This is a genomic window from Mesorhizobium sp. M8A.F.Ca.ET.202.01.1.1 (assembly GCF_004791595.1).
GTDB lineage: Bacteria > Pseudomonadota > Alphaproteobacteria > Rhizobiales > Rhizobiaceae > Mesorhizobium.
In genome coordinates, this window is record NZ_SRUN01000004.1 from 77228 (window position 1) to 101284 (window position 24057).

22 protein-coding genes and 1 pseudogene are annotated in these 24057 nt (G+C 64.9%); 10 read left to right on the forward strand and 13 right to left on the reverse strand.

All coding sequences use genetic code 11. From position 1 onward, the window contains the following. Positions 1-161 precede the first annotated feature (161 nt). Positions 162-257: pseudogene (locus EN845_RS10945) on the forward strand (protein usg); the annotation flags it as partial. 26 nt (positions 258-283) lie between these two features. On the opposite strand, the gene EN845_RS10950 reads toward EN845_RS10945, so the two are convergent. The 3 genes from EN845_RS10950 to EN845_RS10960 all read right to left on the reverse strand — a co-directional run bounded on the left by EN845_RS10950 (position 284) and on the right by EN845_RS10960 (position 3635). Beyond that, positions 284-1033, reverse strand: coding sequence for a hypothetical protein (locus EN845_RS10950; RefSeq protein WP_135897767.1), 750 nt, complete (start codon positions 1031-1033; stop codon positions 284-286). Positions 1034-1105: 72 nt separating this feature from the next. After that, complete coding sequence (locus EN845_RS10955; protein ID WP_127870338.1) at positions 1106-2608, reverse strand: ATP-binding protein; 1503 nt, start codon at positions 2606-2608, stop codon at positions 1106-1108. A 334-nt stretch (positions 2609-2942) separates the two neighbouring features. Further along, complete coding sequence (locus tag EN845_RS10960; protein ID WP_167531324.1) at positions 2943-3635, reverse strand: glutathione S-transferase family protein; 693 nt, start codon at positions 3633-3635, stop codon at positions 2943-2945. Between the two features lie 196 nt (positions 3636-3831). On the opposite strand from EN845_RS10960, the gene EN845_RS10965 reads away from it, so the two are divergent. Then, positions 3832-4140, forward strand: a complete 309-nt coding sequence (locus EN845_RS10965; RefSeq protein ID WP_027146346.1) for a hypothetical protein — start codon at positions 3832-3834, stop codon at positions 4138-4140. Positions 4141-4268: 128 nt separating this feature from the next. Next, the gene (locus tag EN845_RS10970; protein ID WP_127870337.1) at positions 4269-4640 is read left to right on the forward strand and encodes an endonuclease domain-containing protein; all 372 of its coding nucleotides are present in this window, start codon (positions 4269-4271) and stop codon (positions 4638-4640) included. Between the two features lie 81 nt (positions 4641-4721). On the opposite strand, the gene EN845_RS10975 is transcribed toward EN845_RS10970, so the two are convergent. The 3 genes from EN845_RS10975 to EN845_RS10985 all read right to left on the reverse strand — a co-directional run bounded on the left by EN845_RS10975 (position 4722) and on the right by EN845_RS10985 (position 7594). Next, positions 4722-5552, reverse strand: a complete 831-nt coding sequence (locus tag EN845_RS10975) for an aldo/keto reductase (protein ID WP_127870336.1) — start codon at positions 5550-5552, stop codon at positions 4722-4724. 102 nt (positions 5553-5654) lie between these two features. Next, the gene (locus tag EN845_RS10980) at positions 5655-6287 is read right to left on the reverse strand and encodes a PQQ-binding-like beta-propeller repeat protein (RefSeq protein ID WP_127870335.1); all 633 of its coding nucleotides are present in this window, start codon (positions 6285-6287) and stop codon (positions 5655-5657) included. Between the two features lie 86 nt (positions 6288-6373). After that, positions 6374-7594, reverse strand: coding sequence for a helix-turn-helix domain-containing protein (locus EN845_RS10985; RefSeq protein WP_127870334.1), 1221 nt, complete (start codon positions 7592-7594; stop codon positions 6374-6376). 292 nt (positions 7595-7886) lie between these two features. Between EN845_RS10985 and EN845_RS10990 the strand changes: the two genes are divergently transcribed. After that, positions 7887-8630, forward strand: a complete 744-nt coding sequence (locus EN845_RS10990; RefSeq protein ID WP_127870333.1) for a thioredoxin family protein — start codon at positions 7887-7889, stop codon at positions 8628-8630. Between the two features lie 108 nt (positions 8631-8738). Further along, entirely contained in the window at positions 8739-8996 is a 258-nt protein-coding gene (locus tag EN845_RS10995; RefSeq protein ID WP_127870332.1) for a hypothetical protein, read from the forward strand. 55 nt (positions 8997-9051) lie between these two features. On the opposite strand, the gene EN845_RS11000 is transcribed toward EN845_RS10995, so the two are convergent. From EN845_RS11000 to EN845_RS11020, 5 genes are all read right to left on the reverse strand, one after another. Continuing rightward, the gene (locus EN845_RS11000) at positions 9052-10839 is read right to left on the reverse strand and encodes an ABC transporter ATP-binding protein (RefSeq protein WP_167531340.1); all 1788 of its coding nucleotides are present in this window, start codon (positions 10837-10839) and stop codon (positions 9052-9054) included. Between the two features lie 6 nt (positions 10840-10845). Further along, entirely contained in the window at positions 10846-11874 is a 1029-nt protein-coding gene (locus EN845_RS11005; RefSeq protein WP_127870330.1) for a glycosyltransferase, read from the reverse strand. 8 nt (positions 11875-11882) lie between these two features. Continuing rightward, a complete protein-coding gene (locus EN845_RS11010) occupies positions 11883-12986 on the reverse strand; it encodes a glycosyltransferase family 2 protein (protein ID WP_127870329.1) in 1104 nt (367 codons plus the stop codon). Between the two features lie 2 nt (positions 12987-12988). Next, positions 12989-14185, reverse strand: a complete 1197-nt coding sequence (locus tag EN845_RS11015) for an acyltransferase (protein ID WP_127870328.1) — start codon at positions 14183-14185, stop codon at positions 12989-12991. Positions 14186-14809: 624 nt separating this feature from the next. Next, positions 14810-15427 (reverse strand): TetR/AcrR family transcriptional regulator, encoded by a 618-nt coding sequence (locus EN845_RS11020; RefSeq protein WP_127870327.1) that lies wholly within the window; start codon positions 15425-15427, stop codon positions 14810-14812. Positions 15428-15676: 249 nt separating this feature from the next. On the opposite strand from EN845_RS11020, the gene EN845_RS11025 reads away from it, so the two are divergent. Genes EN845_RS11025 through EN845_RS11035 form a run of 3 tightly spaced genes read left to right on the forward strand, consistent with a single transcriptional unit; the run spans position 15677 to position 19436 of the window. Beyond that, positions 15677-16150, forward strand: a complete 474-nt coding sequence (locus tag EN845_RS11025; protein WP_127280642.1) for a (2Fe-2S)-binding protein — start codon at positions 15677-15679, stop codon at positions 16148-16150. Continuing rightward, on the forward strand, positions 16147-17130 hold the full coding sequence (locus EN845_RS11030) for a xanthine dehydrogenase family protein subunit M (RefSeq protein WP_127870326.1): 984 nt from the start codon (positions 16147-16149) through the stop codon (positions 17128-17130). Before EN845_RS11025 ends, EN845_RS11030 begins: the two co-directional genes overlap by 4 nt. After that, entirely contained in the window at positions 17127-19436 is a 2310-nt protein-coding gene (locus tag EN845_RS11035) for a xanthine dehydrogenase family protein molybdopterin-binding subunit (RefSeq protein ID WP_127870325.1), read from the forward strand. Before EN845_RS11030 ends, EN845_RS11035 begins: the two co-directional genes overlap by 4 nt. Before the next feature lie 165 nt (positions 19437-19601). Here the strand turns inward: EN845_RS11035 and EN845_RS11040 are convergent, their stop codons facing one another. Beyond that, positions 19602-20612 (reverse strand): NAD(P)-dependent alcohol dehydrogenase, encoded by a 1011-nt coding sequence (locus EN845_RS11040; RefSeq protein ID WP_127870324.1) that lies wholly within the window; start codon positions 20610-20612, stop codon positions 19602-19604. A 98-nt stretch (positions 20613-20710) separates the two neighbouring features. On the opposite strand from EN845_RS11040, the gene EN845_RS11045 reads away from it, so the two are divergent. Next, positions 20711-21640 carry a LysR family transcriptional regulator gene (locus EN845_RS11045; RefSeq protein WP_127870323.1) on the forward strand — a complete coding sequence of 310 codons (930 nt, stop codon included), beginning with the start codon at positions 20711-20713 and terminating at the stop codon, positions 21638-21640. Between the two features lie 41 nt (positions 21641-21681). On the opposite strand, the gene EN845_RS11050 is transcribed toward EN845_RS11045, so the two are convergent. Then, on the reverse strand, positions 21682-22827 hold the full coding sequence (locus tag EN845_RS11050; RefSeq protein ID WP_127870322.1) for a helix-turn-helix transcriptional regulator: 1146 nt from the start codon (positions 22825-22827) through the stop codon (positions 21682-21684). A 217-nt stretch (positions 22828-23044) separates the two neighbouring features. On the opposite strand from EN845_RS11050, the gene EN845_RS11055 reads away from it, so the two are divergent. After that, positions 23045-23980 (forward strand): AraC family transcriptional regulator, encoded by a 936-nt coding sequence (locus tag EN845_RS11055; protein ID WP_245511712.1) that lies wholly within the window; start codon positions 23045-23047, stop codon positions 23978-23980. Positions 23981-24057 lie beyond the last annotated feature (77 nt).

Sequence of the window (24057 nt, forward strand, 5' to 3'; positions counted from 1 at the left end):
CTGCCTTCCAACTGCCCGATGGTGGCGCCCGGCGGCCCGATAGCCAAGTTTATCCTCGATATCTAGGAGTTCATTGCGACCACGCATGGGGCCTCCTGCAGATCGAGTATCCGGCCGTCCATGACGCGTGCTGCGTCGCGGCCGCGCGCCACCCCGAGCGCTTGGAGGGACCGCTTCACTCAGTCCACATCGCCCACCACCGGCTCATCACCCCATCGGAATGGCGAGCGGTCGACGGTGTTATCACCGTCCAGTAAGGGCGGCGTCGTTGCGCACGCAGGCCTCACCAGAAGCCGATGAACGACCTCAATATCGCCGCGGGACCGATCGCCTGCCTGCAGGTCATGCGAAATCCGGCCCGGCCCGTTGCCTCAAGCACGTCGTCGTCGATGTCGCGCAGGATTCTGTGCGCATTGCGCCAGCCGATCCTGGCCAACGCGGCTGCCAGATCCGCCCGCGAGGGGTTAAACAGGCTCTCGTTGGCGGCCGGGTCCCCGGACCGGTCGATGTCATTGCTCGAGACAAGCGCGTGGCGTGGAATTGTCACGTCGGTGCTGGCTTCGAACGGCGTGGACAGATCGAGGAAACGGGAAATGGAACTCAGGCAAAGGGCCGGGGTCGCGACGAGTTGCTCATAGCATACGAAATGCACGGGCGTGCCGGTGCGGCGCAGCGCCTCCATAGCAAAGTAGAACTGGTTCCAGTAGTCGGCGGGTGCGCGGAACCTGTATTCCATCTGCGGCCGCGTGAAATCCTGCCTGATTTCGAAAGGCTGGTTCAGGAACGAACCGAAATGTTTGGCCGGCCTCAAAATGCTGTTGTGCCTGGTGAAACGGAACCAGGACAGGAGCTGAGTGATCGGGTCCTTGCTCATGACAATGATGGGCAAGTCGCCATATTGCAGCGCGCGCCCGTTCATCAGGGCCGGAAAGATCCCATGCTTCCAAAAACCCTGGTCAAAGACGACGGGCACGCCGAGATAGGCCTCGACCAGATGTTTTGCGAGATTCGTGCCCGATTTCGGCGTCCCCATGATGCGGATCCGGGCGACAGTGCCGCCGGCCTGCGTCCGCGATCCACCGGGACCTGGGCTAGTCATCGGCCCTCACAGCGCCAGGCTGCCCTGCTCCGCCGCCTCGGCGTTGGGGTCGCCCGGCGCGGTGGCCCAGGCAAGTTCGACCAGCGTCACCGTGCGCTTTCCCGTGCCATCGAGCTGGCAGACGATGAGGCCCTGCTCCTCGATATAGGTCAGCAGCCGCCGGGCCCGGCGCATGGAGTGCGACCCATAGGCGCGGGCGATCGCGCCATCGCTCGGGCACGGCCAGCCCTCCTTCGCCGCGCGCGCGATCATCATGAACACGCCCTGCATGTCCTCTGGCAGCAGTGAGGCGCGCACCGAAACATCCCGCCACGCGTCATCCTCGGCCATGTCGGACCCCACCCCGGCACGGGCGCGTGTCAGCATGCGGCGAAATTCCTGGAGATCGGGTATGACCGAAGCCAGTCCCTCGATGCGGCAGCGCACGACGAATTCCTGGTAGAGGACGCCGATGACGCGAAATCCCGCATCGGGTTCGGCCAGGATGGCGCGCAGGATGCGGTCCATCCGCTCGCGCCGTTCGGCCAGATCCTCGGCGCTGGGCGCGGGCTCGGCCGGTTCGGGCCGAATGTCGCGCGGCGCCGATTTCGCCGCCATCAGTTGCTCCAGCAGATCCGGCGACGCCACCCGGCGCGGCGCGCGCATCGTCTCGGGCGGCGGGGCGGCCAGGATGATCGCGCGGGCGTCCTCGAGAGCGGATTCCGGCATCGCCATCAGCCTGGGCGTGCCGTTGCGCGGGCTGGTGTCGGTCGGGCCGATGCGCAGGCCGAGCGGGCGGCGCGACAGCGCCGGCCCGAGCGCCATGAACTGTCCGCGCTCCAGGTCGCGAAAGGCCTCCGCTTGCCGCCGCTCCATGCCGAGCAGATCGGCGGCGCGCGCCATGTCGATATCGAGGAAGGTGCGGCCCATGAGGAAGTTGGAGGCTTCCGCCGCGACGTTCTTGGCGAGCTTGGCCAGCCGCTGCGTGGCGATGATGCCGGCAAGCCCGCGCTTGCGGCCACGGCACATCAGATTGGTCATGGCGCCGAGCGAGAGTTTTCGCGCTTCGTCGGAAACCTCGCCGGCCACCGCCGGCGCGAACAGCTGCGCCTCGTCGACCACCACCAGCATCGGGTACCAATGGTCGCGCGCGACCTCGAACAGCCCGCCGAGGAAAGCAGCGGCGCGTCGCATCTGGTTCTCGGCGTCGAGCCCTTCGAGGTTGAGCACGGTCGAGACGCGGTGGATGCGCGCCCGCTCGCCGGCTGCCTGCAGGCCGCGCTCGGTGTGCTCCTCGGCATCGATCACCAGATGGCCGTAACGCTCGCCCAGCGAGACGAAGTCACCTTCCGGATCGACGATGGTCTGCTGCACCCAGGGCGCGCTCTGTTCGAGCAGGCGCCGCAACAGATGCGACTTGCCGGAGCCCGAATTGCCCTGCACCAGCAGGCGGGTCGCCAGCAGCTCCTCGAGATCGAGCTTCGCCGGAGCGCCCGCCGTCGTGTGTCCCATCTCGATCGCAACGGTCATGCCAGACTCATCGGCTCCTTCGCAGACGGGCTTATCAACCCGATCGCGGCCCGTCGAGCCGCGCAGGCCAAGCGATTCGCGTTGCGCACAGCCGAGACAATGATGACGTGGCCACGATGGACGGCCGCAAACCGGCGCGCCGCCTGCCGGTTACTGCCTCGGGCCTGTGGATAGTAACCCCCTGTTCACCATGGGCCGGCGTTCCGATTGCGGGCACCAGGCATCCGCCTAACCTGACCCTGCATCGTGCCCCAACGTGATGCACCCAACGCCCCAAATGGCGGCCGGCGTCTTCAAGTTCCTCTGTGTATGCGCCGGTCGTCAGGTCTGTCCGTCACCTCATCGCTTCCTGCCTCGGCACCGGCGGCAAATGCGGTGCGGCCAGTCCCTTGAAGGGATCACGCCAGGCTTCGACGGCTTCGAGCCGGCGATACCAGCGGGCAAGAGCGGGATAATCACCGAGCGGCAGCCCGGCGACGTCGTTGAACGGCAGGAACGTCGCCATGCGGAAGTCGGCATAGGAGACCGAGTTGCCGACCAGCCATTGCCTACCGACAAGCGCTGTCTCCAGGATCGCCGCCGTCGCTTGAAAAAGCTTCAGCCCCTCCTCGACCAACTGATGATCGATTGGGCCCAGCCCGTAGCGCTGCTTGGTGCCGCGCTCGAAATGCACCATGTCGCAGGCCCGCGCGAAATTCTCCTTGCCCCAGCTCAGCCAGCGGATCATGTCGGGCTCATCCTCACCGCCGCGCCAGAAATCCGAACCCATGTCGCGCGACAACCGGCAGGCTATGGCGTCGGCCTCCCACAGGCTGCCGCCCGGCCACGCCAGTATTGGAAGGGAAAGATTGGGATTGAGCGGCCGGAACCGCTCCGCTTGCCCCGGCGCGAACGGCGATGCGAATTCGAAGGTCAGCCTCGCCCCGAGATGACGCGCCACCGCGACCGCCAGGCGCGGATTGGGATTGCGGCTGAAGAACAGTTTTGTTTCCACCCCAGCCGGCATCGCCTCGCCCCTGTCACTCATGAATGCCTCTCCTTGTCCCGGCGACCATCGCCAGATCAAGGACGGATGCGACTGGCGCAATCCGACAAATCATACATCCCACGGGAGCGGGCGGAACGAACAGCCCATCGAAACAGGATGGTCGCGCAAAGTTTGGGTTGACCGTCTCCGATGGCGAGGCGACACTTCATCCCGCAGCAAGGCAGGAGGAAGAACGATGGATGAGCCCGACCGCTGGCGCCACATGTCCAGCGCGCCGAAAGACGGCAGCCGGATCCTCGTTACGGTCCGCCCATCCGAACAGGGGCCAGCGGAAGTCGACCTTGCCTACTGGTCACGCGCTGATCAATTCGGTGAGGAAGGCTGGCGCGCTTCCGATTCCTCGCCTGGCCGCGTCGTCGAATATGCCGAGCCGGAGCTGAAATGCTGGATGCCGATGCCCTCGGCCAATCTCAGCCGAGGCGCCTCGATGCCGGCGCCCTGGGAAGGCGACGACGCGCAGCAACTGGACGGCTCGGGGATTTAGCGCTCTTCCTCCCCTCTGCGATTGGCGAAATCGCCGAAACCGCCAATCTCCCCCCTCGTGGGGGAGATGTCCGGCAGGACAGAGGGGGGCGCCGTAGAGCGCCAACCTCAATCACAATCGAAACTGCCATGCCTCATACGCCATTGCCGCCGCAGAACCGAGCGAATGCTCGATCGATGCGCAAAGTCATGACCGACGCGGAGTTGAAGCTCTGGAATGAACGTCGCGCGCATCGGCTGATGGGGCTTGGCTTTCGAAGACAATTTCCGATTGCCGGCTATATCGCCGACTTTGCGTGCCCGCAGAAGAAGCTCGTCGTCGAACTCGATGGATCGCAGCATGGTGATGCAGATCTTGCAGTCAACGACACTGTCAGGACGAGGCGTCTGGAGCAGGACGGCTGGTCCGTGCTCCGGTTTTGGAATGACGATGTCATCCGCGACATCGACAATGTCTGCCAGCATATTGTCATCATGGCGGGTTTGGGTGGTATCGAATGAAAGGCTGGCGGGACAGCGCCCCCCTCTGCCTGCCGGGCATCTCCCCCACGAGGGGGGAGATTGGCAGCTTCGACGCCAGCTTTAAAACAAGAACGCCGCCGTCGCCGGGTTCGGACCACCTCGGCCGTCGGCCGAATCCATGCCCGCGATCGTCTTCAGGTCCTGCGCGTCCAGTTCGAAATCGAAGACGTCGAAATTGGCCGCGATGCGATCCTGGCGGATCGACTTCGGGATGACGATAAGCCCCTGCTGGAGATGCCAGCGGATCATGGTCTGCGCGGCGGATTTCCCATGCTTCTTGGCAATGCCTGCAATGGTCGGGTCGCCGAGCAGCTTGCCGCTGCCCAGCGGGCTCCAGCTTTCCGTATGGATATCGTGTTTGGCATGGAACTCCCTGAGCGCGCGCTGCTGGAAGCGCGGATGCAGCTCGACCTGGTTGACGACCGGAACCACGCCCGTCTCGCCGATGATGCGTTCCAGATGATCAGGATTGAAATTCGAGACGCCGATCGACTTGATGCGGCCGGCCTGCTTCAGCTCGACGAGCGTCTTCCACGCCTCGACATATTTGTCCTGGCTGGGCACCGGCCAGTGGATCAGGAACAGGTCGAGCTGCTCGACGCCGAGCTTCTTCATCGTGTCGTCGAAGGCACGAAGTGCGGCATCGCGCTGGTGGGCGCCGTTGCGCAGCTTCGAGGTGATGAACAGCTCTGCTGCCGGCACGCCGGCGGCGCGGATCGCTTCGCCGACCCCTTCCTCGTTCTGATAGCCCTCGGCCGTATCGATCAGCCGGTAGCCGGCCGCGATCGCCCAGCCGACCACTTGCGCGGTGATGTCGTGATCGACCTGCCACACGCCAAGGCCAAGCTGGGGAATGGCGGCGCCGTCGTTCAACGTGATCTGTTCGGGCATGGTCTGGTCCTTTTGCGGGGGATGGTCCAGCCTATCTAGGCTCGACATCGCGCAACGGCCAGTCGCCGGGGGAAGATTCGCCGGCGGAAAATCCGTGTCCCTTCACTTCGGCCGGCGCACCGCCCTCACCACGCCGGCGTTTCCGCTGCCGCAGAAGAGGCGGTCGCCGCCATCGGATTCCAGTCCCGAGACGCCCATGCCGGCAGGCATGTCGAGCTTCTCCAGAACCTTGCCCGTTTGCGGGTCGACGCGGCGCAGATCGCTCTCGTCGCCCTCCCAGGTGGCGTGCCACAATTCGCCGTCGACCCAGGTCACCCCTGTGACGAAACGGTTGGATTCGATGGTGCGCAGGATTTTTCCGGTCTCGGGATCGATCTGGTGGATCTTGCGCTCCCGGTGCTGCCCCACCCACAGCGTGCCCTCGGCCCAGGTCAGCCCGGAATCGCCGCCATTGCCGGGTGCCGGAATGGTGGAAAGCACCTCGCCGGTATCGGGATCGATCTTCTGGATGCGGTCCTTGGCGAGCTGGAAAAAATGCCGGCCGTCATAGGCGGTGCCGGCATGCGCCGCGACATCGATCGAACGCAACGCCTGTCCGCTCTCCGGATCGAAGGCATTCAGCCTGTCGCCCGAGGCGAACCAGACGTTCTTGCCGTCAAAGCTCACCCCGGCCACCGTCTTGGCGCCGGGAAAAGGTCCGTATTCCCTCAGGATTTCGGCCGCCGAATGCTTCATGTCTTTGTCCTCGATGGTGGTCGTCATCCCGCTGACGTCTGGGATCATGTTCCAAGGTGGGTCGAGAGTCTGAATATCAATGCACCTTAGCCATCTGGCAGCGGCGCGGGGAGTAACAAGGTGGTCGTGAATCCAGCCACCGGCGGCGTCATCCAGCGGCGCGCCCGGCCATGGCCGAAGGACTGCACCTTGCCGGCCTCGGCAAGCGGCTCGAGCGCCCGCTGCACGCTGCGCTGGCCGGTTCCGAGCGCCAGCGCCAGGGCCGAGCTCGACCAGGCCTCGCCGTCGGCGAGCAAGGCAAGCACGGCCGCGTGCCGCTCCTCGATCGGCCGCGCCAGCACCATCACCGCGTGCGCCTGGCGCGGCGCCAGCGTGAAGCCATGTTTGGTGGCGCTGATGCCGGCCAGTGAGCGAAGCTCGGCGCGCAGCCGCCCGATCTCGACGCGCAGGCGCGCGCGATGCGATTCATCGGCATGCCTGCCGCCGAAGGCCCGCGCCACGAGTTCCCCCCGCGACACGTCCCCTGGCCAGGCTTCGGCGAGCGTCCGCGCCAGGGCGAACAGCACAGGCCGGCTCGCCAGCGAGATCGTGACCCCGCCGCCGCGCAGGGCGTAGCGGAAGGCATCGACGATCAGCGCCGGCGATCCCTGCAACGCCTCGACCTCCTCGAGCAGCACCGGCAGCTCCCTGCCCTGCGTGATCAGCCGCGCCGCGGGCGTCTCCAGCGCCTGGCTTGCGCTCTCGACCTCCGCGATGAGGCCGGGAATGCCAGCTATGTGGGCGGCATGGCGCGCCCATTCCAGCGCCGCGCGCGCCGGCCTGGTCCGCAGGCGCCGCATGGCGATGCCGGCGACGGCAAGCTCGTGCGCGGCCCTGGCCGCCGGCGGAAGCGGCGCCGGGTCGAGCCCGGCCAGCACATGCTCGGCCTCGTCGAGGCGGCCGATCAAGAGCAGCCGCCGCACCTTGAGGTGGCCGGCATGCGCCGCGTTCAACCGGTCGCCATGCTTTTCCAGTGCCGCGCGGGCCGCGTCGAGCGCCTTGGCCGGCCAGCCGAGATCACGCGAGACCAGCGCGATCTCGGCCTCGGCGACGACGCAGCGGGCGCGCGCGACGGCCTCTTTCGGGTTGAACGCGCGCGCGGCCCGCCGCAACAACAGCTTAGCGCGATCGAAGTCGCCGAGCTGCGCCATGGCGATGCCGCGCAGCGCCAGCGCCGGCGCATCCTCGCGCAGGGCGACGCGGTCGAGCGCGCCGAGCGCATCGCCCGAAGCCAGCGCCAGCGCCGCCGCGTTGATCAGCGAGTCCATTCAAATCCCGTCACACTTGTAACTCCCACCTCGGCGCGGCGCTGCCCTACCTTAAGTCAGTACCGTCAACCAGCAAGTCGTGCCGGCAATGACGGCACGCAAGGGAGAACCAGAAAATGCCTGCCTCCACCGACCTCGACCTCGCCACGGCGAATGATACGGCCAAGCACGCCGCACGCCACCCCTGCTGCGCCGGGCCGGAACTCGCGGATTTCGCCGCGCCCGCAACGCCCCGACATTCCCAGGCAACACCAAACCGCAACGACGCCACGACTGGCAAAGGAGAAGACCAATGAACATGACGATGAAGATGCCACCGATCGTTTCACGGCAAGACTGGGAAGCCGCTCACAAAGCGATGTTGGTGAAGGAGAAGGCGACGATGCGCGCCAGGGATGCGCTGTCGGCCGAACGCCGCCGCATGCCGTGGACGGAAGTGGACAAGGCCTATGTTTTCGATGGCCCCGACGGCAAGGTCAGCCTGCTCGACCTGTTCGAAGGCCGCCGCCAGTTGATCGTCTACCGCGCCTTCTTCGAGCCCGGCGTCTATGGCTGGCCCGATCACGCTTGCCGCGGCTGCTCGCTCGGCGCCGACCAGGTCGGTCACCTCGCCCATCTCAACGCCCGCAACACCACGCTCGCCTACGCTTCGCGCGCCCCGCAGGCCGACATTGCACGGCTGAAGCAGCGGATGGGCTGGGAGATTCCCTGGTACACCATCACCGACAGCTTCGACAAAGACTTCGGCGTCGACGAATGGCACGGCCACAACGTGTTCATTCATGATGGCGACCGCATCTTCCGCACCTATTTCATCAACAACCGCGGCGACGAGGCGTTGGGTACTGTCTGGAGCTATCTCGACGTCACCCCGCTCGGCCGCCAGGAGACCTGGGAGGACTCGCCCGAAGGCTACCCGCAGACCCCGCTCTACAGCTGGTGGAACTGGCACGACAATTACGAAGCTGGGGCCGACAAGAAATGGGCCGAAGTGTCAGCCGCCGGCGAGGCCGCGTTCCGCGACAAGGGCGAGTAGCAGCGCTTGGCGGGAAAGGGTGGCACGCCCCGTCCTGCCTGGTTTCCTCTCCCTCGCGGATTGGGGGAGAGGAACCCAACTCCTTGCCAACCATCAAGGGAAAAGACCATGAGCGACATTCATTCCGGCTCCGAAAGCGCGATCCCGGAAAACACCGCCACCCCTGGCATCGCCGACTGGCTGTGCCTCGCCGCGGCGCCGACCTTCGCCCTGATGGCGCTGGTCTCCTGTCTTCAGGGCAGTGCCGCCGCCATGCTGTGCATGGGCGCCTCACCTCTTACCGGCATGCCGGCAATGTATCTCCTGATGAGCGCCTTCCATCTGGCGCCCTGGCTGCGGGTGGTTTCCGGCCGGCAGGCCCGGTAGCAGCCGCCACCCTATAATCCCACCACAGGCCGGAGAGAGACAGGGCCTCGGACCCTCAGAGGGTCGGTTCATGCTGGTAAAGCTCATCCATGCTGAGCGACGCCAAGGCCGCGAATGGGGCTTGCTTCTTCACGCGGCCGCCGCTCAGGATCACCACGTCGTCGCAGAACGAGATGGTGCTGTGGTGATGGCTGATCACGAGGGTCGTGCGGCGGCCGGCTCTCGACTTCAACGTCTCGACGATCGCCGCTTCCGACAGTCCGTCCACGGCATTCGTGGCTTCGTCCAGGATGAGGAGATCGGGATCGCGCACCAGTGCCCTCGCCAAGGCGATCCGCTGCCTTTGTCCCGCTGACAGATTGACACCCCTGTAGCCGACGACGGTGTCGTAGCCCTGGGGCAGATGTTCAATGAACTCATGCGCTTCGGCCAGTCTCGCGGCACGCTCGGCATCGCCGCTCGTGGCGCTATCCTGGCCGTAGGTTATGTTCTCGGAAATGGTGCCATCCACCAGTTCCAGCTCCTGGCTGGCAAGTGCGACGTGCCTTCGCCACTGGCTGGGGTCGATCTGGTCGAGCGGCGATCCATCGACAAGAATCCCCCCGGAGCTCGGCTCGACAAAGCGGCACAGGAGATTGACGATCGTCGTCTTGCCCGCGCCCGACCGGCCGATGAGCGCCGTCGAGCGGCCGCTTCGGATATCGAAAGTCGCCGAATGCAGCGCCGCCGCGCGTGCGTCCGTGCCGGAATAGGTAAATGCCACGTCGTCGAAGCTGATCCCTTGCCGCAAACCGTGGAATGGCCCGTCGCCTTGCGGAGGCTTGGGCTTGTCCGCCGGATCCAGCATCCAATCGACCTCTTCGAGCGACCCGCTCAAGCCTTGCAGCTGGCTCCACGACATTTGCAAAGCCCGCATATGCGGCTGCAGCCGGTAGAGCAGGATGACGAATGCGACGATCAGCGGGAAGCTCACATTGGCGAACCATGCGCCGATCACCACCGCAAGGAACAGCATCGCATGGAGAACCTCGGTCAGCGGTGGCAACGCCCCCTGCCGGGTAAGCAGGACGAAAGCAGCCCGGCGCACCGCGTCCGATGCCTGGTCGAACACCGCTTGCTCGCGGCTCTCCTGTCCGAAGATACGGATCAGGCGCCCGGCATGGACAAGGTGCAGCATCTGCGATGCGAGATCGCTGTTGCGGGAGGCGACGCTGCGGCTGGGCGCTTTCAGATTGGCCGAGAGAACGGCATGGACGACCTGGATGAGGGCCAGGCCCAATGTGACCAACAGTGTCATCTGCCACGACAGCAGGAGCAGGAACGCCAGCAGGATGATGGCCGCCGATGCGCTGACGATGGCCGACAGCATGATCTGGATCGCATCCGATGCCCGCCAGGATTCGTTCGAGATGATGTTGAGCAGCCGTCCGGGACTTTGCTGCAGGAAGAACGGGTAACCTATCCTGAGGAGCTGCTCCGACAGCGCGCTGCGGATCGAATGGCTTGCCTTGCCGTAAATGAAGGTGGTGAGCAGCGTGTTCGCGAATGCGAACACGTTCTTCAGGATGATCGAGCCGAGGATGGCGACCGAAATGACGATCAGCCGGTCGCGCTCGTCCAGGCCCGATCCGAAATACTGAAAGACGGCGGACAAGCCGGCCATTCCGGCCGCATCCGCGTGTCCCATGATTATGCCCAGCAAGGGGATGATCAAGCCTATGCCGAACCCTTCGAGGGCGGCGCCGACTAGACCAAGAACCACCACGGCCGGAAGCAGTCGCAACTGCTTCCTTCCGAGCGCGCGGCCGAGCATCGGCAAGCTTGGCGGCAAAAATCGCATTATGGCCTGTCACCTCGCCTGGGCATCTGCCTGCCGATCCTGCGGCACTTGCACTTCTTGCGGCCATCTCGCCAGCAAAAGAACCGCAAATCTGGCCGCGCCGGTCAGATTCATGACGACGATCGGCCAATGCGACAGCTGGAGTTCGCGGTCGAACCGCGGACCACCCGCCAACTCCCGCAAAGCCCCTCTCGTGGCCCAATAGAAATGGCGAAGCAGCCAGGGCGCATGGCGGACATGTTTCAGGCAAAGGGCGCCATTGCCGAAGCTGTAGTCGCGGTGGAGCTTTTCGATCGATTTGCGGTCTCGCCGGCCATGATGATGGAAAACTGTCATATCGGGCACATATTCGACCGGGATGCCGAGCAGCATCGCTCGAACAAGGTAATCCGTGTCTTCCGCTGACCGCAGCGGGCCGCCGGCGCCGAACCGTTCGTCGAAATGACCGATACGGGCCGCGACATCGCGGTGCATCACCATGTTGCAGCCAAGCACGAAGCCGCCCGGATGAACATCGGGGGTGAGCCGCTCGCGCACCCGCGAGCGCTTGATCGTGAACGGCAAATCCCTGGGATCGCCGAGTTCGACGCAGCCGCCACGGATGAGCCATTGTTCGCCGGAAGCATAGTGTCGTTCCAGATCGCGGAGGTAATCGCCATCGATCTCGCAATCATCATCGACGAAGACCAGGACGCGGCCGCGCGCGCGCGCCACACCGGCGTTGCGGGCGGCGGCCAATCCGGGGCGCGGCTCGCGCACGGCTGTGAACGGGATATCGGATATTTCGGCGATGCCGGCCAGGCGCTCCGCCGTGCGGTCGACCGAACCATTGTCGACGACCACGAGTTCGGCCGCGAAGCCGGCATGGGCGCGGCACGCGCTTTGGACCGACCTGATGCAAGCCTCGAGCACGGCGACACGGTTGCGCGTGCATATGATGAAGCTGACCGCCGGCGGCGACCGCTCGGGCCGGGGATCGACGGGGACAAGCTCCGTCCGGCGATCGCGCTGCGTGGGTGGGCGGGCTTTGACGGTCATCCCTGCCGCTAGCTCAACTGATGGGACGCCAGGACCGCCGCGGCAGGCGCGGATTTCAGGTACCGCGCCACGGCGTCCGCCTGGCGGCCGGCCGACATCGAGACGAGACTGAACCATGGCGCGTAGGCGGCGGGACGCAACGCGTACTTTTCGCGGCGTCGAATGAAATTCCATTTCGCGGTCCGCGTCAGGAATTCGTGCGTCAGCGGAGGTTGCATTTCGTCGCCTATCAGTTGGTAGAGGAAATAGAACAGGTTCAACGCGCCGGCCGCAAAACTCGGCCGCGTTTCCGTCGGCAGCGCGGAGATCCTTGCCTCGAGTGCAAGAATGAACGCCGCAGCCCGGCGAACCGTGTCGGTCGAAACGGCCTCGCCGATGTCGCGCAGATCGCGCGTATCCTGTGCCAGGCCTTCCCGCTCGAGGTTCTCGGCCACGATCGTCAGATGTGTCCGGCGCATCTCCTTCCTGTGCCTGCTCGTTACGCTCCCGTCATGGATACGGTAGACGATCAGGTTTTCGGGGATCATCGCCGCCGGGTAACGATCGGCGAGCCGCCTGAAGAGGTCGAAATCCTCGGCATGTTTGTATTTCGGGTCGTAGAATAGAACGTCGTCCTTTATGACTTTCCGGTTGTATACAACCGTGGAATGCATGAATATCGTGAAGAACATCGACAATATACGGAGCTGGCCGAACCGGAAGACCGGATCGGGTGTACCCTTGGCGACGCGGTTGCGAAGCAAGGTATCGAAGCCGGCGCCACACAGAGCGAGATCGGGCTGCCGGTCGAACAGCGCCACCTGGCGCGACAGGCGTGACGGATAGGCGATATCGTCCGCGTCCATCCTGGCGATAAGGTCGCCCCGAGCGACAGCCAAACCCTCGTTGAGGGTTGCGATGAGGCCCCGGTTTTCGCGGGAGATGATGGAGATCCGATTGTCGGCCTGCCGGTGCCGCTGCAGGATTTGCAGGGAGTTGTCCGTCGAGCCGTCGTCGATCGCAATGACCTCCAGGCGATCGTGGTCCTGCCGCAGGATGCTGCCGAGCGCGGTGCTGAGATAGGGTCCCGCGTTGTAGACCGGCAGCAGAACGGATACCAGGGGAGCGGCCATGGTCAGCTCCGATCCGTTCGTTGAAGATCGCCTGCCGCCTCGCGGCCATCGGGCAATCCACCGGGATAAGCCCCTGCCGCGCCTCTGGGCCATCCGGCGTCGGTCGTGTCGGCGCGGGCCCGGATGCGCGTGCCAGCTCCTGGCGCGACATAGGGAAAGTAGCGCTTGAAGCTGTTGAGCGGCTTTTCGAAAACCAGCCACGATACCGACGCCAGGATAAGGGTGGCCGTTCCTGCAACCAGGAACCGACCCGCCCCCTGCTCCGAGACGTTGACGGGGATCCACGGCTGGGACTTGACGGCCAACGACAGGAGTATGGGGTGGTACAGATAGACGCCATAGCTGACGCGGCCAAGGGCGGTGAGCGGCGGCAGTTCGAGAAGCCAGCCCCGGTACCCCCGATGACCTCGAGAACAACTCGCGACGATCATCACGAGAGGCCCGAGCGGAAGGATTTGCGACAGCAGCCAGCGGCCCCATTCCTGGACAGTGTCCGGCGGCCCCGGAGCAAACCACTGCAGGGCGAAAAACGCGACCGCGAGCGCCGGCCAGCCAAGCCGTAACCACTGTGGCAAGACGGTGGCCCTGGTTCGGTAGACGGCAAGCCACGCACCCGAGGCGAGCGCGTCCATGGAAGCCGGTGGAAGCAGATCGCGCGCCAGCGCGGGGGTTCCAGTGATCGGCCAGTAAAAGCGATACGACAATGACAGCACGATGACGCCGATGCAGATCGCCTCGAGGCGGCGGCGTGGCGCCAGCAAGACGACCAGCGGCCAGGCGATATAGAACTGCTCCTCGATGCTCAGGCTCCAGAAATGGCAGAGCAGCCAGGGCGACCAGTCGTTGCGCAGCGCGTACCAGAAATTCGACAGGTAAAGCGCATGCCAGATCAGCGATCCCCTGGAATGCTCCAGGTCAACCATCCAGACGACGCCCAGCACGGCGAAATAGGGCGGGAATATTCGCAGTGCCCGCCTGATGTAGAAGGATCTCAGCGCGGGCGCGGCCTCAAATTCAGCCGCCGAACGCGCTTCCAGGAGAAGGCGCGTGATGAGAAAGCCGCTCAGCACGAAGAACAGCCGCACGCCGATGTGGCCCCAGAAAGAAGAGCCTCCCGCCGCGAAGAAATGGGAATACAGCACCAACGTGACGGCGATGGCCCTCAATCCGTCCAGCTGGGTATCGCGAGAGTTTCCCATCAGCCGCTTCCCCCGGCGGAACATCTCTGATGAGGCTGCCGGGGCATCCCCACGAATTCCCGGCTTCGAGAGTCAAAGGGGTTCGCAACGGACGACCCGCATCCTTGCCGGCGCTTATGTTCGCCAAAGCGCCGACAATGCAAAATCCATGCTCCACGAGCCCGCCCGGGACGGGTCCGATATCGGATGTCTGCCAGCGGAAAGCTCAAGTTGGTCAACTTGACGGAATCCTCGCCGCGCGTTTCCATTTGGCCAATGAGTGCTTCCGCGCAATGGTGCGGCGCAACACAAAAGATTTACCGTGCTGAAATAGTTTTGTGAAGCGAGGGCTAAAAACCGACTAAAAACCGCCCTGATTTTGCCGCTAACGCCAAAGAGGCCGTTAATCGTGCGAAGTGCATGAGGTTGTTCGGGTAAAGACGCACATATTCCCGGTTGCATCTCGGGAAAAACATCCAGATTTTTCTACAAATCATCGAAAATTACATTTTCAATATGCGATTATAACAAAATTAGACCCAGAGAATTATACGAAATAATTGGTCTTTTGCGGCGCAGCATAGCCAATCACCGTTCGGAATCGAAGGTCGGGACTTGCGCGCCTAGTGCAGTCCAGGCGCCTCTTCATCCCGCCTTTACAGCCCCGAACCGCAAGCCATCCATCAACAGCTTGACCAGCCGGCGCGAGCGGTCGCGCCATTCAGGGGTGTCGGGTGCCGAGTAGATGCCGCCCAGCGCGTGCAGCACGTCGGAGGCATCGACGTCGCCGCGGATGGTGCCGTCGGCGACCGCCGCATCCACCAGTTCCCGCAGCGCCTGCGACACTCGTCCCGACGTGTCGGAAAACAGCGTCGAATTGGTGGTGAGAAGGATGCGCAGGCTGGTCGCCAGGCCGCGCTTGGTGGCGATATAGTCGACGAAGCGGCGCATCCATTCTTCCAGCGCGACATCCGAGGGATGTTTTGCCGCAAGCTCGCCAGCCGCTGCGCACAACCCCTCCACCTCGCGGCGATAGACCACCTCGACCAGATGCTCGCGCGTAGGGAAATGGCGGTAGAGCGTGCCGATGCCGACGCCGGCGCGCCGGGCGATCTCCTCCAGCGAGGCGTCGATGCCGCGCTCGGCAAAGACCGAAGCCGCCATCTCGACCAGCCGGTCGCGGTTGCGTTGCGCATCCGCGCGCAACGGCTTGTCGGCGGCGGCGGGTTTTTGGTCGACGGTTGTGACGGGCTCAAAAGCCAATTTTTTCTCCACCAGGGATATGGGGGCTTGAACCATGCCTGGCCAGCCCCCACGTAAATAAACGGAGGCGCCTCCGTTTTAGTGGAGCACCTTTATCATATAATCAGGGAGCCCGGTATGTCACGTCTTTCGAAGCCGCAAGCTGTCAGCTTCCTCACCCGCGGTGGATTGGCTGTCGCCTGACCTTGCCCTTCCCTTCCAAAGCGCCAATTCATTCCCTCAGCGTCAAGCAACTGGAGCCAGACGCCCATGACGAAAATCCCCGTCCATCTCGATATCAACGGCCGGCATCACGAGTTGCAGCTCGAACCGCGTGTCACGCTGCTCGATGCCTTGCGTGACAGGCTCGGCCTGACCGGCACCAAGAAGGGCTGCGACCACGGCCAGTGCGGTGCCTGCACCGTCCATGTCGACGGCGAGCGCGTGCTGGCCTGCCTGATGCTGGCAGCCCAGGCCGAGGGCCGCACCATCACCACCATAGAGGGGCTTGCACGGGAGGGCGAACTGCATCCCGTGCAGGCTGCCTTCCTCGAACAGGACGCCTTCCAGTGCGGCTATTGCACATCAGGCCAGATCATGTCGGCGGTGGCCTGCATCCGCGAGGGCCATGCCGGATCGGATGAGGAAATCCGCGAATACATGGCCGGCAATCTCTGCCGCTGCGGCGCTTATCCGCACATCGTCGCCGCCGTGCGCCAGGCAGCGTTGGAGGCCGCGTCATGAGGGATTTTTCCTATCTTCGCGCCACCTCGGCCGACGCCGCGCGCCAGGCGGCCGCGCTCCCCGGCGCCATGCTGCTCGCCGGCGGCACGACGCTGATCGACCTCGCCAAATGCGGCGTCGCCGAACCAGACACGCTGGTCGACATCACCCATCTCGACGGGCTGGACCGGATCGAGATCGACGAGCGCGGCGCCATCATCGGCGCGCTCGCGACGATGAGCCATGTCGCCGACCACGCGGACATCAAGGGCCGCTTCCCCGCCATCTCGGAGGCGCTGTGGCAAGCGGCTTCGGCGCAGATCCGCAACATGGCGACCATTGGCGGCAATCTCATGCAGCGCACGCGCTGCCCCTATTTCCGCGATCCCTCGAATTTTGCCGCCTGCAACAAGCGCGAACCAGGCAGCGGCTGTTCGGCGATCGGCGGTGTCACCAGGGGCCATGCCGTGCTCGGCACCAGCGAGGCCTGCATCGCCATGTATCCCGGCGACCTCGCCACGGCGCTTGTCGCTTTCGATGCAACAGTTCATCTCGGCGATCGGCGCATCCTCGTAGATGACTTTTTCCTGCTGCCCGGCACGACGCCGGACAAGGAACACGCGATCGAGCCGGGCGAGATGATCACCGCCATCGAAATCCCCTCCTCCGCGGCCGTCCGGCGTTCGACCTATCTGAAGGTCCGCGACCGGCAGTCCTACGAGTTCGCCGCCGCAAGTGCCGCCGTCGGCCTCGAACTGGAAGCTGACGGACGCACCATCCGCGACCTGCGCGTCGCGCTCGGTGGCGTCGCCACCAAACCCTGGCGGGCGCGCGCCGTGGAAGACGCCTTGAAAGGCAAGATGCTGGAGCCGGAAGCTGTTCGCGCCGCCAGCCTGCTCGCCGTCGAAGGCGCTGTCGACCATGGCGCCAACCACTACAAGATCGAGCTCGCGCCGCGCGTCGTCGCACGGGCTATCCTCAAGATGGGAGAAACGGCATGACCGTTCACGACATCAGAGTTGGTGAATCGAAACGAGGCGATGCATCCGACGGCGGCGCCGACGCGGTCGGCGGCCGGCTGTCGCGCGTCGACGGCCCGGCCAAGATCACGGGTGCGGCCAAATACGCCGTCGAGCAGCAGCTCGAAGGGCTCGCCTATGCTGTGCTGGTCGAAAGCACCATCGCATCCGGCAAGGTGCGCGCCATCGACAGCAAGGCGGCCGAGGCGGCACCGGGCGTGCTCAAGGTGCTGACGCCAGACACCATCATCAGCCTGAAAACCGCTTCGGACTGGTTCGGCACCCCGCCGCCCGACAGGCCCTATTGTCCGCTGGCGCGCGACATCACCTTCTCGGGCCAGCATGTCGCGGCCGTCGTCGCCGAGACCTTCGAGCAGGCCGTGGCCGCCGCGGCGATGGTCAAGGTCAGCTACGACGAGGCGCCTTCCATCGTCGACCTCAGCGACGGCAAGGCCGGCGACGGCATCCCCGTCGATGCCATGACCAAGGAATGGGGCGACGCCCAGGCCGCCTTCGCCTCGGCCCCGGTGCGGATCTGCGCCGCCTACAACACACCACGTGAATACCAGGCGCCGATGGAGCCGCATGGCCTGATCGCCCGCTGGGAAGGCGACCACCTCACCGTGTGGGAGCCGAGCCAGTGGCTGGACGGCATGGCGCGCACCTATGCCGAATGGTTCGCCGTGCCGTTCGAGAATGTCCGGCTGGTGTCGCCCTATGTCGGCGGCGGCTTCGGTTCCAAGGCGCTGGCGCTCAGCCATGGCGCGATTGCCGCAAGTGCCGCCAAAATGCTTGGCCGGCCGGTGCGGCTGGTGATGACGCGGGCACAGACCTTCACCGGCTATGGTGGCCGCGCCGCGACCCGCCAGACGGTGACGATCGGCGCTGACCATGACGGCCTGATCCAGTCGATCGTGCATCGCGGCGTCAACGAAACGTCGATCGACGGCATGTGGGTCGAGCCGCTGGGCTCGGTCACCTCGATCATGTACGCGACGCCGAACTTCTCCTCCAGGCAGAATGTCGTAAGGGTGAATTCGGTGGTGCCGGGCGCCATGCGCGCGCCGGGCGAAAACCCGTCGGCCTTCGGCATCGAAAGCGCCATCGACGAACTCGCCTACGAGGTCGGCATCGATCCGCTGGAAATCCGGCTGCGCAACTACGCCGAGCAGGATCCGCATGCCAAAAAAGCCTGGTCGACCAGGCAGTTGCGCGAGGCTTTTGCGGCAGGCGCCGAACGCTTCGGCTGGGCCAGGCGCACGCCCGAGCCACGCTCGATGCGCGACGGCAACTATCTGATCGGCTGGGGCGTGGCCGCCGGCACCTATCCGGTGCGGCGCGCCTATGGCGAAGCGGTCGTGCGCATCCTGGCCGACGGCTCGGTCGAGGTCGAAAGCTCCTCGATCGACATGGGCCAGGGCACCTACACCATCCTGGCGCAGACCGCCGCCGAGACGGTCGGCGTGTCCGCCGACGACGTCGTGGTGAAACTGGGGGACTCCCGCTTTGCCCGTGCCGGCGTCTCCGGGGGCTCACGGCTGGCCGGCGTGATGACCGGCGCGGTCTACAAGGCGGCGTCCTCGGCGCTCGACCAGCTGATCGGTCTGGCGATCGGCGATCCGCGCTCGCCCTTCCACGCGCTGCAGGCCAACACTTTGGTCGTCGCCAATGGCCGCATCACCGCGCCACGCGGCGACGGCCCCGATGTCTCGATCGCCGACCTGCTCAAAAGCGTCGGCCGCGACCGCATCGAGGCGACGGGCGACACCATGCCCGCCAATTCGACGGCGGAAGACCGCTACAAGAACTACACCACCATCGCCATGGCGCTGCCGCACACCGAGGGCGACTATTCCCGCCACTCCTGGTGCGCGCATTTCGTCGAGGTGCGCGTCGACGAGGATTTCGGCACGGTGCGCGTGTCGCGCGTGGTTTCGGCGCTGGATTCGGGCCGGCTCTACAATCCGAAGCTGGCCGAAAGCCAATGGAAGGGCGGCATCATCATGGGCATCGGCCAGGCGCTGCTCGAAGAAGGCATCGTCGACCGCCGCCACGGCCGCATCGTCAACAACAACCTCGCCGACTATCTCGTCCCCACCAATGCCGACATCCCCGACATTGAGGTGATCTCGGTCGGCATCCCCGACCTGCATTCCTCGGTACTCGGCGGCAAGGGCGTCGGCGAACTGGCGATCGTCGGCATGGCGCCGGCCATCGCCAATGCGGTGTTCCACGCGACGGGAAAGCGGATCAGGGATCTGCCGATCACGCTGGAGAAGCTGATCTGAGCGCGTAATCTCCCCCCTCGAGGGGGAGATGTCGCCGAAGGCGACAGAGGGGGTCGTCTCACGTGAAGCGCTAACCTCCGATCGTCGCAAGAAAGTCGCGCCCAGTCGAACCGACCCCCTCTGGCCTGCCGGCCATCTCCCCCTCGAGGGGGGAGATCACTTTCCCTACCATTCCAATGCGAACGCCAGCTTGCCGAAATGCAGGCCGCCGGCGGCCATGTGGGCGTAGGCTTCGGTCGCTTGACCAGGTGAAAACACCTTGTCGACCACCGGCTCGATCCGGGCCGCGCCGATGGCCCTGGCGGCGTCGAAAAGATCGGACACCGATCCGGTGTTGTTGCCGACCACCTTCAGCGCCTTGATGATGATCGGCAGCAGGTTGATCGTGGCTTCGGCGCCGGTGACGAAGCCGATAGTGAACAGCGTGCCGCCGGGCGCGGTGGCGTTGACGGCGCGGGCGAAGGTGGCGGTGCCGCCGGTCTCGACGACAAGATCGGCGCCGCGGCCATCGGTCAGTTCCAGCACCTTGCCGTCCCAGTCTGATGTCGCGCGGTAGTTGATGAGATGATCGGCGCCGAGTGCCTTTGCCCGCTCCAGCTTTTCGTCCGACGACGAGGTGATGATGACGGTGGCGCCGGCGGCTTTCGCCAGCTGCAGGGTGAAGATCGAGACGCCGCCAGTGCCAAGCAGCACGACGACCGAGCCCGGACCGACGTTGGCGGCGCGGATGGCGTTCCAGCCGGTGGTGCCGGCGATCGGCAGCGTCGAGGCCGCCTCGAAGGACAGATGCGCCGGGACCGGCACCACCGAATTGGCCGGCAGCGCGACATATTCCGCCAGCGATCCGGGCAGCGAAACACCGCGCATCTGCGTCATCTCGTAGGGCCGCGGCGGCCCGCCGATCCAGCGCGGCTTGGCATGCGCGACGACGCGATCGCCGATGGCGAGCCTCGTAACGCCCTCGCCCAGCGCGACGATCTCGCCGGCGGCGTCGGCGACGGGGATGAGCGGGAAGCTCGGCCCGGGATAGTTGCCGCTCGCCACCGCCACATCGACGAAATTGAGGCTCGCCGCACGCTGGCGGATCAGCACCTCGCCGCGCTGCGGTTCGGGAGTTGCAACGGTGGCGGCGCGGAAGGCGTCCAACCTGGGCTGGCTGAGTTCGATGGCTTTCATGATTTCACTCCGGTGGAACGATTTGATGGATTGAGTGAACCTATTTGCTGCGCTATCTCTGGATAATCCTTGTTTTCTGCAATTGAGAACTGTGAATAATGCAGCAATCTCACGAACCCGCGGCCCTTGCCGAGATGGCTGCCTTCGCCGCCATCGCCGAGGCGCGTTCCTTCACCAGGGCGGCGGCCCGTGTCGGGCGCGACGCGACCATCCTGTCGCGGCGCCTGCAGTCGCTGGAGGCGCGGCTGGGGGTGAGGCTGCTCTCGCGCACGACGCGCAGCGTGTCGCTGACCGAAGCGGGTGCCGAATTCCTGGTGCGCGTGCGCGCCATCCTCGCATCCGTCGACGAGGCCGAGGCCGTCGCGTCCGCGCATGCCGGGGGCGGCCCGCGCGGCCTGCTCAGGCTGGCGCTGCCCGGCACGTTCGGGCGCATGTGGATCGGGCCGCTGCTGCCTCAATTCCTTGCCGAATTTCCCGATGTCCGCATCGAGGCTGAATTCTCCAACCGCTTCACCGATCTGGTCGCCGAGAATTTCGATGTCGCCGTGCGGCTGGGCAGCCTGGAGGATTCACGCCTGGTGGCGCGCAAGGTGGCGACGCGGCGCCGGCTGCTCTGCGCCGCTCCCTCCTATCTCGCCCGCAGGGGCCGGCCGGAGACGCCGCAAGCGCTGCTCGACCATTCCTGCCTGGGCTTCTCGGGCTTCCAGACCTTTCCGGCCTGGGAGATGACCGACCGTGAGGGCCGGCGCGCGCGCGTCGAGGTTTCGGGGCCGTTGGTCACCGACGATGCCGAGGTGCTGGTCCAGGCCGCCGTGCAAGGCATCGGCCTGATGATGAGCACCGACTGGCTGGTCGGCCGCGAACTCGCCGATGGCCGGCTGGTATCCGTGCTGGAGGAGTGGACGCTGGCGGACGAAGGCGCGGTCTATGTCGTCACGCCCTCGGCCAAGGGAAAAGCCGCCAAGACCCGCGCCTTCGCCGACTGGATCGGCAAGCGCTTCGCGCCGGAGCCGCCCTGGCGGCGGTAAAGCCTCTGACCCGCTGGCGGTAGAGACTACGCGCTCCGCCTTCAGGGTCCGTGAGCCGCCAGCGGCGTGCCGATATCCGACACGAGTTTGACGAGGTCGGCTTGGCGTCTCGTGCCGGTTTTGGCGAAGATTCGATTGAGGTGGGTCTTCAAGGTGTTCTCACCGATGCCGAGCGACGACGCGCTCTTGGACGCTGACAATCCGCTGCCGATCCGCAGCAGCACCCGCGCCTCCGCGGGTGTGAGGTCGAACAGCGTGGTCAGAACGGCTTCCGGGAGGGGAGAAGACGATGTCGTCGTCGATATGAACACAGCCGCGCATGCCGGCCGGAAAACCGCGCGCGCCGTTCCTTCAGTCAGCGGCAACACATAGGCAACGGCGGGCGGCTGGCCCTGGGCCGAAACCGGCAGCCCTATGCCGCGCGCGCCAAGCGAAGCATCCGCGCTCGCCGCACTGGCGATCGCGTCCAGGAGGGCGCGGGCCACCACCGGATTCTGTGCCTGGAGCACGCCGTTCCTGGAGAGAATGGGACCCTGCACCGAAAACATCTGTTCGGCGGCCGCATTCGCATGGAGGATTGCTCCGTTGGCGTGGGTAAGCACGACAGGCACAGCCAGATGATCGAGCGCCTGGCGATAAAGATGGGTGGTGAAGCGGCCCTGGTCGAGCAGATCTCCGATCAGCGAAGCACGGCGCAGATGCGGCGAGAGCAGTGCCAGGAAATGCTGCTCTTCGATCGAAATACCTCCCCTGCTGGCGCGCGTGGTGCAGCCCAGAAGCCCGATTCGGTCCGGCGTATGAACGAATTTGGTGATGCAAGCCTCGCGCAGTCCCTGCGGTTTGGCCCAGTTCTGAAAAAACGGCGTCAGCTGGAGTTCGCTTTCGCTCATGAGCGACAGCGTCGCAACCGGCCGGTCGACATCGCCGACCACCGCTGCCTTCAGTCCGGGAATTCCATCAAAGTCATAGTCCTCCTCTAGCACCCGCATCTGCACGGGATCCCAAGGCGATTGAGCCGCGAAGCGGCCGCTATTATGGGCGGTGCCGGCAAGGGCGATGGTGGTGTAGGCCGCGTCGACGGCTTTCGTGACGCGGGTCATGACTCCGGCCCAGCCTTCCGGGTTCAAGACGCAATCATAGATATCGCCGATAATCGAACTCAGGACTTCGCTGCTCAGCCTTTCCACCACACCTCCAGGCACGCCCCGATCTCGCCTCGGAGGAATTTGTGACGTCATACTTTTGGATGACGCCAGTCGCGGCCGCTCTCGACTATGGGTTCAACTTGATCGCCTGAACGCCGGGCCGCCACTGTTGCCGGTTATTGTCGCAATGGAAAGCATCGCGTTCGATATTTTTTAAGCCGTGGATACTTGTCGAGGTTCCCCATTGTCTCGAAAGACGGTGTTTTCATCGGCGCGGTTGTCACCGCATCTTGACGAACGCGAACGATTTTCCCTGTGGCAAAACATCCATGTCGCGGAAATATTGTCGGTCGAACACGGCAGTCCGGAAAACCTGCCCTTCGAAGCGTCCATCGAGGCCACGGCTGTCGGTTCAGTGGTTCTCGGCCAGATGTCCGGAACCATCGAGCACGCGACAACGAAAGCGAGCAACGTCGCCAATGACGGTTATCTGTTGCTGATCAACAAGGCCGACACCGTGTTGTCAGGGGTACAGGTCGGCCGCGAATATGCCGTCGGTCAGGGAGAGGCCGTGCTCGTCACTGCATCGGAAGCTCTGAAAATGACCTATGCCGACAGCAATGCCTGGACGAATGTGGTGATCCCACGCGCGATCCTCCTGCGTGCCTTCCCGCAGATCGATGACAGGCTGGGGTTGAAGATCGGCGCCGACAGCGAAGCCCTCGATCTTCTCAAACGCTATTGCCTGCTTCTTGAAAGCGGCAGCCCACTTGCCTCGGCGGATCTGATCACGCACGCGACGGACACGATCGTGGATCTGATCGGCCTGGCGACCGGCGCGAAAGGTCGGGCTGCCGAACTGGCCGGGCTTCGAGGCCTGCGCGCTGCCAGGCTGGAGGCCGTCCTGGCAAGGATCGCCGAGGATTTTATCGATCCCGGCATCTCCGCCCAAAGTGTCGCGCAACAACTCGGCCTGTCGGTGCGCTATGTCCACGACCTCCTTCAGGAGACGGGAATGAGCTTCTCCGAACGCGTTCTCGAACTGCGTTTGCAGACCGCCCACAGGATGCTCTCGCACAAACACGGCGATATGCGGGTCAGTGATATCGCCCTGACAAGCGGATTCAGCGACGTATCGTACTTCAACCGCTGCTTTCGTCGCCGCTTCGGCTATACGCCGACAAGCGCCAGATAAGTTTGCACCTTTCGGTCCGATATCAGCCCGTGCGAGGCCGAATCCGCAGCGCCTGCGCGACCGATGACGCCGAACTG